General features: G+C 41.7%; 9 protein-coding genes. All 9 read right to left on the bottom strand.

What is annotated here, in order from left to right:
- Window positions 1-26: 26 nt before the first annotated feature.
- Window positions 27-1,262: an ROK family transcriptional regulator gene (locus tag C4533_05310; GenBank protein ID RJP27903.1), complete on the bottom strand. Its 1,236-nt coding sequence runs from the start codon at window positions 1,260-1,262 to the stop codon at window positions 27-29.
- Between the two features lie 242 nt (window positions 1,263-1,504).
- Entirely contained in the window at window positions 1,505-3,157 is a 1,653-nt protein-coding gene (locus C4533_05305) for a hypothetical protein (protein RJP27902.1), read from the bottom strand.
- Window positions 3,154-4,452: a hypothetical protein gene (locus tag C4533_05300; protein RJP27901.1), complete on the bottom strand. Its 1,299-nt coding sequence runs from the start codon at window positions 4,450-4,452 to the stop codon at window positions 3,154-3,156. Before C4533_05300 ends, C4533_05305 begins: the two co-directional genes overlap by 4 nt.
- The gene (locus C4533_05295) at window positions 4,433-5,581 is read right to left on the bottom strand and encodes a hypothetical protein (protein ID RJP27900.1); all 1,149 of its coding nucleotides are present in this window, start codon (window positions 5,579-5,581) and stop codon (window positions 4,433-4,435) included. Before C4533_05295 ends, C4533_05300 begins: the two co-directional genes overlap by 20 nt.
- A 269-nt stretch (window positions 5,582-5,850) precedes the next feature.
- A complete protein-coding gene (locus C4533_05290; protein RJP27899.1) occupies window positions 5,851-8,196 on the bottom strand; it encodes a hypothetical protein in 2,346 nt (781 codons plus the stop codon).
- On the bottom strand, window positions 8,193-9,056 hold the full coding sequence (locus tag C4533_05285) for a carbohydrate ABC transporter permease (GenBank protein RJP27898.1): 864 nt from the start codon (window positions 9,054-9,056) through the stop codon (window positions 8,193-8,195). Before C4533_05285 ends, C4533_05290 begins: the two co-directional genes overlap by 4 nt.
- Window positions 9,057-9,058: 2 nt before the next feature.
- A complete protein-coding gene (locus tag C4533_05280) occupies window positions 9,059-9,949 on the bottom strand; it encodes a sugar ABC transporter permease (protein RJP27897.1) in 891 nt (296 codons plus the stop codon).
- A gap of 17 nt (window positions 9,950-9,966) precedes the next feature.
- Window positions 9,967-11,268, bottom strand: a complete 1,302-nt coding sequence (locus C4533_05275) for an extracellular solute-binding protein (GenBank protein ID RJP27896.1) — start codon at window positions 11,266-11,268, stop codon at window positions 9,967-9,969.
- A 152-nt stretch (window positions 11,269-11,420) separates the two neighbouring features.
- The gene (locus C4533_05270) at window positions 11,421-12,125 is read right to left on the bottom strand and encodes a PilZ domain-containing protein (GenBank protein ID RJP27895.1); all 705 of its coding nucleotides are present in this window, start codon (window positions 12,123-12,125) and stop codon (window positions 11,421-11,423) included.
- Window positions 12,126-12,274 lie beyond the last annotated feature (149 nt).

The raw sequence follows: 12,274 nt of genomic DNA, 5'->3' as shown, positions 1-12,274 counted from the left end.
AGGTTGAAATTTCCTGTGCCGTAAGTTTAGCGCAGCTGAGCAAAAACCCTTTGCAGCAATAAGCTGGCTGAACCCAATGCCACGGCATTTTCCCTGAGCTGAGAATAAACTATCTTGAGGTCCTCGACGGATTCTCTAAAAGCCCATTCTTTTACCGTCAAAGAAACTCTATTCAAAAATCTTTCTCCTGCTTCTTCAAGCCCGCCGCCAACAACTACGATCTGGGGATTCAACAGGTTCACTAAGTAGGCGATCTTTACGCCCAGCCTCTTTGCGGCCTTATCCAACACATCTATCGCTATCGCGTTATTAGCCCTGGCGGCAATAAACACACTTTTTAAATCTACGTTATCAATATTACTTGAAGTGAGTTTGAAAAATTCGTCAGCCGCGTTTTTATCCTTAATCAATAATTTCCTGGCATCATCTACTATACCTAAGTCTGCTTCCCAACGTTTAATAAAACAACTGTTTCCCGGCTCACAATTAAACGCATTGTCCTCTTTATAGTTATAGATGGCCACCTCTCCGGCATAGCCGTTTGCTCCGGTGTATATTTCTCCGCCTATCATTATACCGCAGCCAACGCCAGAGAACATATAAACGACATTCTTGTATCCCCGCTCCAGGTCAAGCCAATGCTCTCCGAAACATGCGGCTGTGGCATCATTTTCAATGAGGACCGGGAGATTAAATTCTCTCTCTATCAGACCTTTAAGCGGCAAATCAACAGAAGCATAGGCATAATGCTGGTCAATCTTCTGCGGCCAATGTATCGAACCATCTTTTTTATTGACCAATCCGGCGATACCTACCCCTATGCCCTTAATATTAGCCGTGTAATTCTTAGAACGCCTGAGTATCTCGCGCACGATTTCAAGCAGGCACTCTGTGATATCTTTTACCGAGGGCTTTGGCCTGACTATCTGCGTCTTGGTTATAATATTGCCTTTTAAGTCTACTAAGAGGCCCACCATATTCATCAGGTTCAGGCCCACTCCAATTGCAAAACCCGCCTGGGGATTTAAATCAAGCAGCACAGGCCTTCTTCCGCCCTCAGATACATCTAATTCTTTTTCGTAAACCAGATTGTTTTTGATAAAGTCGTCAATATAGTTTGAAATAGTGACAACATTTATCCCCATTTCTTTGGATATATCAGGCCTGCTTATGGGCCCGCGCCTTCTTAATATCTCAATGATGTCAATGTTGCGTTTTTCTTTTTCATTTAGTTCGTCTTTTATAAAATCCGGGTGCTTCATTAAGGTCTTTAAACCTTTCTCCGTGGCATAGAGAAAAAAATGATTAAAGATGTTAAGTATTTTATACTACTAAAGATAGAACAAGTCAAGTATTTTTCTGTTTTATGGTCTTTTGGCTAAAATTATCCAAACATATTGCTGCACAAAGGATAATAAACGCCTGAGAAATACTTTTTAAAAGAATTAGTATTTGTTTTAAGGCAGGGATTCAGGATTTCGCTGGCAAGAGGCAGCAATAGTGATTATCGCACATCCACCAAATCAATATTGCGGTCAACTACGCCCTGGGGAGATACAACTACTAAATTTATTTCTTTCGTTCCGTCGCTGGTAAATTTCGTATTAAACGCTTGGTCCTGGGCCGCCGGCTTAGCGCTTCCAGTATGACCGGACCATAGGTATTGCAGGTCAACCTGCATACATCCGCTCTCCGGCATAAAGGCCTCCGAAGCAACCTGCACTTCTTCTTGAGGCTTACCAAGGTAGGGACGAGACTTAAGCGCTATTTTGTTCATATCATATGCGCTGTTTTCCGGTTTTAAAGAAAGGTCCATAAATGTCTTCAGGTTGTATTCCATCGGCCTTGATTCTTGAATTTCGGCTAATCTCAATTTTGCCAGTTGAGCGGTATCATTATAACCTTGCCCGGCAGAACCAATCAATTTATTGTAATAATCTTTTGCCGCGGTGATATCTCCTTCCCATTGCGATAACAGCCCCAGCTGATATAAACTCGATATAACCCAACTGGAAGGTTTATCTATACCTTTAGCAAGCTTTTCAAAATAGACCCTTGCTTGTGCTATATCCCTTAAAACATACGCTTGTATTATTCCAACCTTGTAATCGGCCTCTTGGGCATGCTCGGAATCGGGGAATTGCTTTAAAAGTTCATCATACCTTGCCCCTGCGCCTTTTAATTCTTTTGCCTTCTCAAGATTAAAAGCCCTTAGATATATAAGCTCCTGGTCGAAGACTGATTTAACACCGGTATCTTCGATTTTAGAAAATACTTTTTCGGCATAGAGAGGATCGTTTATCCCTGAATCGTTATATGAAAACATTTTAGCGATATTAATAAACTCCGGGATGAATTTATCTGCCGGAAGTTCCTTTGAAGCCCTCTCGATATAAATGTCATAGGCTGATTTTGATAATTCAACGTTATTCTCGTCATAGAATTGCCTTGATATCTGAAGGAGATCCGCCAGCGAAACATTTGCAGAAATTATTTTATTCAGATATATGCCGTATAGCTTCCTGGCTTTAGCCTTCTCACCATAAGAACCCAGCCAATCTGCAACTGTCTTTATTACAGTGGCATTACCGCCATCCTGCGAATACTTATCCATTGCGCCAATGAGGTCTTCAAGGGCTTTCTCACTAAAAGCATCCTGCTGGCCTTTATGAAAAACCCATAAAAGCAGCCTGGAATCAACGCCAACTTCATCTTTGGCAGTGGTGGAATCGGCGGCTTTCTGAGCATAGCTGGTCAATTCATCCCTGTAATCATTTCCGTTAGCAAAATATTCATCCCAATTCTGGTTCTCTTCCAAATACTTCAGCTGATAAAATCTTGTGTAGGCGATATAATAGTTTATAAAAGGCTCTAATGTTTTCTTCTTTTTCGACAACGATTTCAAATATTCTACGAATTCGCTGAATTTATAATCATTAAGATATAAATCCCTGATTTCTGCAAAAGCCTTGTTTAGATCAGCATCATTCTTAGAAGATATGATCTGCTTGCCAAGCTTATCAGCTTTAGATTTATCAAAAGCAAAAGCCTCTGTACCATATAAAGTTATAAATAAAAAGATTAAAACTAATGCAGCAGAAAATATAAACTTGCTGGATCCAAAATTATAACCTTCTAAAAGCCTGGCCTTTTTCATTTTGCACTCCCCTTCTTCTGCGTAGGATGTTTCCAGAATTCTCTTATAACATAATAAGCTTTGCGCGGTATCCTTTTATCCAGACCGAATTCCTTCTCATCCTTGGATAAAGCGACTATGCCAAACCATTCTTCATTCATATTCTTATTGCCCTTTGCTTTTATGTCAAAATAGTAGCTGCCATTTGACCAGTTAGACTCTGTGTCATGGACAAACCAGGAATCAGGATTATTCTGGTCGTGCTTCCACCACTCATCTGTCCATTCAAACATTGTCCCGCCTATACAATTTCCCATACCCTCTTTATTGCCGGCTAAATTCTGGTATATTTGCCGCCACTGGGATTCCAGGAAAAACGCCTGCATATTCTGGTCTTCTTTATTCTGGTATGCATCATAACAATCAGCGCCAAATTCGGAAAGGAGTATAGGCTTATCAAAGGTAGCCTTAAGCGAGCCAAACAGGTTGCCGAATGTTTTGCCTCTGTAAATAATACAAGCAACCAAATCTATATCCGTGCATACTTGAGAGGCAACATCTAAACCGATTAATTCCCCGTTCCCAAGAGCGACTGGATGATCAGGGTCTATCTTATGTATTTCTTTTGCTAACTCGTTCACGTATGAATAATAAATATGGGCACGCATCTGCTTTTGTTTCTGGGGGTCCTTCTCTTTATCTATCTCTTCAGTGGACCACGCATTGATCTGCCCAAGGCATGAATAATTATTTTCATTGCCTAATATCCAAAGCAATACTCCCGGTTCATCTTTATAGGCATTCACCAGGTTTAAGACTTCTTCTTTTATTTTATCCTGAAAAAATTTATCTCCGTAAAACGGACAGGGATATTCCCAAAAACCGAGCCAATGTCCCAGTATCGTCCTGATACCAAACTTATCATATAAATCCCTTATGACCCTTTTAACGCTTTCCGCATTCTCACCAGGCTGATATATCCTTATCGTGTTAATCCCCATTTCTTTCATAAGCTTGCCGTCAACAAGCCAAGGCTTGTTGGGATCAGACCACCAGTCGTAAGAATGGTCCTGCCCAATAGGCGCAGGGCTGTAACAAACACCTTTGACAATATAGGGTTTGCCGCCGGCCATAAGCTTATATTGGCTGTTCTTCAGCTTTTTAATATAAACTTTTGGCCTGGGCTTAGAAGACATCCCGAGTATCAAGAGCCCTATCAATAAACAAGCCGCAAGTGAAAATATCTTGCGGCTTGTATTGTTTCTTGTTTTTAATTCGGGGCTTCTTCCATGCTGTTTATTCAAACTTGACTTCATCAAGATAGAAAGTTGCTCCTTCGGGATTAACATCGATGTTTGTTGCCCATGCAAAACCACCGATAATATAAGACATATCTTTGCCTTTTAAATCGATGGTGTATTGAGTCCAATCTTTGTTGAGGATAACCGGCCCGATAACTGCTGCGTCTGAATCGGAAAACTCACCCATTATACCACCAACTTTGAATTCTTCAATACGCTCGCCGCCTTTTGAGCCTTTTGCCCAGAAGGTAAGCTTGTTTGCCTTAGACAGATCAAAACCGGCATCAACATTACCCCAGTTATTCGGAGGATTCTGCCAGTAAATACCTGCCCAACGTGCACCCTGTGTTGCCTGTCCGCTATAGGCAATCTTAACACAAGTATCGCCTAAATACGGGTCTTCTTTTGAACCGACATCTAATTTCAAATCACCATAATCGCCCATCCAGCCTGAAGGGATAAAATGGTTGCCCATTGAAGACCTATCAGCATAAATATAAAAAGGCATCGCCTCCTGCTTACGGCCTTCCGGCTTCATAGATGGATCAGCTACAAATTTCACATTATCAAGATAGAAAGTTGCTCCTTCGGGATTAAGATCAGATGTAGTTGTCCAACCAAAACCGCCGTTTATATAGGAGAGGTCCTTGCCTGATAGGTTTATTGTGTATTCTTTCCAGGTATCAGTTAATTCAACTGGCCCGAATTCAATATTTGCACTGTCAGCATAGGTACCTTTTATGCCGCCAACCATGAATTTCTGTATCACCTCGCCACCCTTAGCGCCTCTTGCCCAAAAGGTAAGCTTGGTCATACCAGTAAGGTCAAAACCACCCTTCTTGTTTCCCCAGTTATTCGCAGGATTCTGCCAATATACCCCTGCCCAACCCTGTCCCTGTGATTTTTTACCGGAATAAGAAAATTGGATACAAGTCGGCCCGGAATGAGGGTTATCAGCTGACTGGTCGTTAAGTTTGATATCTCCGTAGTCACCCATCCAGCCTGAAGGGATATAATGGTTATCCTTGGCGTTCTTATCCGTGTAAACCACAAACTCTTTGCCTTGATTTGCTTCCTGGGCATTGGCCAACAAAGGCAATATCATAAAAACTGCGGCCAAGCCGATTATCAATATTTTTTTCATCTATGACACCTCCTGTTTACATTAATAGAGTATACACTCTTTAGAATCATTTTTCAAATATCAATTACTGAACTCGCTGCCTTTGCTGCCTCCTTTCTAACCCCCCCAATAAATTCTCAGATAACAATTTCCAATCCCAGAACCGGCTTAATATATAAAATGAAGCTCCTTAGGCTTTAGCCTGAAGTTTCTTGGAGCGAAATACTGAGCGTACACACTCCATCCGCACCTTTAAAGGTGCGGTTTTGTGGCCGCGAACGTACAAAAACTTATTTCCAAAGCTTCTTATACATGAAATAAGCTTTTCTAAGCTGCCTCAAATAAGGGCTTTGGCTGCCGTCACCCTGCCCGCAAAGCCCAAACCATTCTTCGTGAAAATATCCGTCAGGAAACGGCCCCTGGGCAACGCCTCTCTCATCATGAGTAAACGGTTCATACTGCTTCCACCATTCATCAAGCCATTCAAAAGCAACGCCGCCGATGGCATTACCTGAACCCTCGCCAAAAGCCATATTATCCTCTATATCTTCCCAAGCTGCTTTATGATACTGCGCCTGGAGTTCTTCAGATTCATCTTTACTTCTGCCTTCAGCAAGAGCAGGGCATCCATATTCGGTTAAAAATGCAGGCCTGTCTGCATTAGCCTTGACCTGCCTCCATAGAAAACCAAACCCATAATCTCCCCTATAAGCATTAGCTCCGAATATATCCACAGAAGGAGCATGCTTGCCGAATATATCCAGGTATAGGACATCGCCGCTGCTTATTGCCACGGGATGCTCAGGATCAATTGATTTAATATGCCTGGCTACCTCATCAACAAACTTAAAGAAGGTTTCAGGGTCTTTATCCGCATTGCAGGCATAGCCGTAGACATTCTCATTGCCTAAGAGCCAGAATAAAATATATGGCTCGTCTTTGTATTCCTCGACCATCTCGGTCACAGAAGCCAGCATGTTTTTTCTATGCTCTTCATTACTATAATCTGTACCGGGATTCCATTTTGCTCCTGAACCTATGGCGTATTTACCGAGGAAATCACCCATTATTACCATTATCCCGTACTTATCATACAACTCTCTTAATAATTCTTTATCTACTTTGGCAGGATGGTGATATAACCTGATCGTATTTACTCCCATATCTTTCATCAGCTGGAAATCGCCCACTGCACGCTCATTTTTATCCTTTTTGTTATTTCCATTTATGTCTGCAAAAGCATCGTATGGGCCATCAGCCCTGCCGTTTCCGTTAAAATCTTCCTCCATCCAGTTGCCAAGCGTGCCGTTATCAGGAGACTGACCTATTTTAGTCGGGGCATAAGTAATACCTTTAATAATGTAAGGCTTGCCATTTACAATTAACTGCCAATCACTGTTTTCGTGCTGTATAAGGTGCACCTTACCTTTACCCCGCCTTTTTTTAATGCTTAACAGCTCTTTATTCGAGGCTAATTTTTTCTTAACACTATTTAAGAATCCGGACTTGACAAATGCGCCCGGGGTCGTTATTACAATATCGTTTGATACATCATTATCAAAACCATTTATTATTTTAATATCGGCTCCCTCAAGCTTATATCCTATTGATGGGTTCTGTTTCAATAAATAATTGATTTTAGCTATCGCGGCCTGGCCTATATACCATGGAGTATGCCAATATGTCCATCCGTAACTTCCCGGGAAATGCACTACGATCGCATAATAACATTTTATTGCCTGTTGGATTAGCCCTGACTTCTCAAGGATAAGGCCAGTATAGAATAGCTTGACGCCCTGCGGTTCAGGTGCTGTAGCCCACTTTAAAAATGCTGCTTCTAAATCCGGAGAATGCACAAAATCCCAGTGGCTGCCTACCAGCCTCTTTTCCTTGATCGCCTTTTTAAATTCCGGGTCCCACCTAACCGAAGTAGTATTAGGATAAACGCCTTCACCTGCTGCCTGCACTAAGGCTTCCTGATCACGGACTACATATTTGTAATCCTTCGTTCCTATATTAGTGAACTCTCCGTATTTATTATAATCTATCAGCGCTTCTTTCCCTGGATCATAAAGACTTACCTTAGTGGGAAGCTGGCTGACCTGCGTCTTTACTTCCGGCTTTTGTACGGGTGTCCTGCCCTCAAGCTTGTCAATGCTTTCCTGGGCTGCCTTGGCGATGCTCCAGAACCAGCCTCTGGGATCCCAGGCCTGGCCGTAAGAATATTTATCCACAACTATCTTAAAAGTCTTAATTGCGTCTTCATTCTTGCCCTGGTCTCTATAGGATTCTGCCTGTATAAAATAACATGTGGCAACGTCATTTAAAGACTGCACTTCTTCAATATATTTTCTGCCCTTAGGCATACTTTTTAAAGAAGCCTGCTCTTTATCTGCCTGTTCTTTGTATAAATCAATGCATTCCTGGGTATATTTAAAAGTTTCCTCGATATCTTTTTTCCCATGAGCCTCCCAGGATTTTACTGTAAGCTCTCCGGAAGACGGCTTTTCTTGAGCATGAGCAGGGGTAAACAAGGACACGAGGACACAAGAACACAGGGACACAAAAAGAATAAAAATATTTACCCTTTGCCTTGTGACTTTGTGACTTTGTGACTTTGTGACTTGACGTGTCATCCTACAAGCGCCCCCTGGGTTACTCCCTTAACAATATATTTCTGCATCAAAAGATAAAGTATAATTATAGGTACAGCGGTAAGTGTTAATCCTGCCATAAGCAACGGATAGCGGGTTATAAATTCTCCCTGAAAAGTCATAAGCGCGACCTGAAGCGGCATGAGAGGCTTGCTATCAAAGATTATCAATGCCAGCACATATTCATTCCATACGTTTAACGCGTTAAACACTACGACAACCGCAAGTACAGGCTTTGATAAAGGCAATGCTACATGCCACCATGTGCCAAGCTTAGAGCATCCGTCTATCCTGGCTGCGTCCTCTAACTCCTTAGGCATCTTATCAAAAAATGTCTTAAGCATAAAAATACTGGTAGACAATCCGACATTTACCATCGCAAGTATATATCCCAGCGGCGTATTCCTGAGATGTAATTTATTAAGTAATACGTAGAGCGCGACAAAACTTCCCTGGATAGGGATCATCATCGCTGCCATAAACATGAAGAAAAGCAGATTTCTGCCCGGGAACCTGAAGCGGGCAAAGGCATATGCTGCCAGCGAAGAAATTATTACTATTCCCAATACGACTGAAGCTGTATAAAAGATGCTGTTTAAGAAATACCTGCCAAAACCGCCTTCCTTCCATGCCAAATAATAGTTCTCAAAATGAAGCTCTTTAGGGAACAGCGACATATCCCTGAATATTGTCTCCTGCGTCTTTAAGCTTGAGGCAATCATCCAAAAAAGAGGGAAAACACAGGTAACCGCAACTGTTATCAGGAATAAATGGATTATAAGGTTTATCGCCGTCTTTTTTGTCTTATAATACCGCTCTGTTTTTATTCTTTTATTTTGCATAATTAAGCGTGTTTGAACTTCTTTGAAAATCTATACTGAATAAATGATATAGCCATAAGGATAAACCCGAAAACTATACCCTGTGCGCAGGCATATCCGAATCTTGAAGAAGCACGCATTGAAGCAAGTATCCTTAAAACCGGTACCTGAGTATGATAAGCCGGACCGCCTCCGGTCATTGCTATAATAAGCACGAATGCCTGCATAGTTCCCAAAATCGTCAATATGCCGACTAATACCGCTACGGGCACCATTAAAGGTAAGGTTACCCTCGTAAAGGACTGCCAGGCATTGGCGCCGTCTACCCTGGCTGCTTCATACAATTCTCTTGGTATTGTCTGCAAACCCGCCAGAAATATAAGGAATCCCCAACCAAACCCTTTCCATGAATGCACTATAGCCACAGTAGTCAGGGCAGTATTTGGGTCAGCCAGCCAGTTCCTGGTAAAATTAGCCAGCCCTAAATGAGTAAGCCAATTATTGAGCAAGCCGTAGTTGCCATCAAGGATCCACTGCCAAACCAAACCGACTACGACCTCCGAAAGAACCGGAGGTATAAAGAATATGACCCGGTAAAAGTTTTTAAGGCGGATCTCCCTGTCGCATGCCCAGGCCAATAAAAACGCCACCGCATTCTGCAACGTAAGTGCAATTAAAGTGATGTAGCCGGCATTTAACATCGAGTCCCACCATATTCTGTCCTGAAGGATTATTTCTTTAAAATTTGACATGCCCACAAAGCTCATGGTAGGCATAATACCATCCCACTCATATAAACCGAGCCTGAAGACCCAGACAAAAGGAATGACATAAAAAATTGAAAAAATTAATACGGCAGGAAGTACAAAGAAGTAATTTTCAAGTGTGGATTTTATTTTCAGGACTTTATCCATCTCGCCTAAAACTCAAACTATTTTTTTCTTTTGGCCATTTCCCGTTCTTTTATTTTCTGGACGTCGGAAGCGGCCTGTTCGGGGGTTTTTTCCCCGATTATTATAGACTGGATACCTTTATCAAAAGCCTCTATTACTGCTGGGAATTCCGATACACCCCAGGTATTAGGATGTGTGGTCGCATCCATGTCATCAGCGAATTGCTTCAAAACTTCGGATATCTTGCTTAAACTGCTCTTATTAGCCGGCAAATTCTTTGTCTCTTCGGCTAGAAAAACCTGTTGTTGGCGCTCCGTAATCCATTTTAAAAATTTAACCGCTTCTTCTTTATTCTTTGAGCGGGCATTGACCATAAAAGAAGAACCGGCGCCTCCCCATATGCTCATAGGGTACTTGTCTGAAGCCTTAGGAGGCAAAAAGACCCCATAGGCTAAATTCGGGTTCATGCTGTTATAAACATTTACACACCATGAACCGTTAAAAGCAAAAACCGCCTTTTCGTTTGCAAATAACTGTTCGGCGGTCTTATTGATCATAGTAACCAACCCGCTTGAAAGGACACCTGAGTCCTGCATCTCTTTAAATAAGGTAAGGACTTTTATCCAATCCGGATCAGTATAAGGCACTTCTCCCTTTATGGTTGCCAGGACTTTATCTTTACCCATAATATTGAAAGCATAATTATTAGCAAGACAATCAATCATCCACACTTCGCCCCATCCGGAAACTAACCCCTGCATATTGTTAGCTTTAATTTTATTGCCTATATCAAGTAGTTCCTGAAAAGTCTGAGGTGGGCGATTAGGATTTAAGCCGAGTTTTTTAAACAGCTCTTTATTATAGACCATCTGTATGGTCATTATATCGATTGGAACAGCATAAATTCCCGGGGGGACTGAATAACTGTTGCCTTCGGTAAATTCGTTTACTTCAAGCGCCTTCGTGAAGAAAACATTTTTCCATTCATTCTGGTTTTCCTGCATGTATGGGGTAAGGTCAAGTATGTGGCCTGCTTTTATAAAAGAACCAAAATCCCTTTTCTCACCCAGTATGCCAAATACGTCAGGAAGCGTTCCGCCCTGGGCAGCTGCCCGCACCTTCTGTGAGTATGCGTCGGAAGGGGCATATAGTTCAAAATTTATTTTTATACCGCTGGCAACTTCATACCTTTTTGCAAGTTCGGCAAAAGCAGCTTCTCTATCCGTCATCCAATGCCAGACAGTGATCACCTTGCCGCTATCTTTGCTTAGGGGTTGACTGCAGCCTATAAATTGAAACAAGAAAACCGCTGTAACAGCGAAATACAATATACGCTTCATTTATCCTCCGCCTCCTAAAAAATTTTTTTGGAAATTATTATGTCGGGAAGAAATACTGACCCTGAATTTAAAGAACAACGGTAATAAAATTTAACATATAATTAAAGCTGGGTCAAGGTTTTTTATGCTGCTTTTTTATCAGGATATCCTGTTTAATCAAGCCTTAATACACGGGATAAACCCATCAAATCTGCTTTTTCCAGCTCAATACCTATTCTATTCTGCGCTGGGCTTAACCTTTTGGACCAGGCAACCTGGCCCCGAGTATAAAAAGACTCACCCTGGTCAGGAATATCAAGCCACATTTCTAAAGAACTGGGACGCGGGACCTCCTCTTTCGTAATAAAACCTATCCCCTTTGCGCTGATATCCAAAGTTTGCGCCGAACCTTCTTTGCCTGTGTCAGAATCAATGAAACGCAAGGCAAATTTAGCATTTATGCGCGCAAAAATCCTCTTATCCTCCATTACCTCACCCCTTTCTTCCTCTTGGTCACCCCAAATATTTTTGGATATTTCCTGGGGAAAATTCTTTTGAATATACCTATATATAATTGCTTTGTCGCTGTCTTTTATTTTGGTGAAATATAACCCGTAGACGTTTAAGTCAGAAAATTTACTATGCCAGGCTACCCAGGCTTCTATTTCTATGTGGCATTCTTCGCAGATAAAAAGCTTAAACTTAATGAAACTATCTGAACTAAGCTTTTGGCCTAAAATTATCCTAAGTCCTTTAAAGCTAATATCTTTTATGCGACATCCAGAATAAGCACAGGCGCCATCAAGCATCAACCCTGCTGGCCTATTAATACCCCATCTTACAACAGTTCTATGTTCTTGTCTATCTCTTTGTTCCATATCCTATGACCATTTCTCCTGCCCCTCAAAGATTGCTTCCGTCATCCAAATATCTTCTAGGACCGTTTCCCTCTAAGCCCTTACCATCAAAAGAGCTATGAAGGAAGTGTCCCCCTCTTATCTAAGGGACAGTCCTGCTTTGTTTTTAG

The sequence above is a fragment of the Candidatus Omnitrophota bacterium genome, assembly GCA_003598025.1.
In the GTDB taxonomy this organism is placed as follows: Bacteria; Omnitrophota; Gorgyraeia; order Gygaellales; family Profunditerraquicolaceae; genus Profunditerraquicola.
This window is presented reverse-complemented; position numbering and strand designations above follow the sequence as displayed.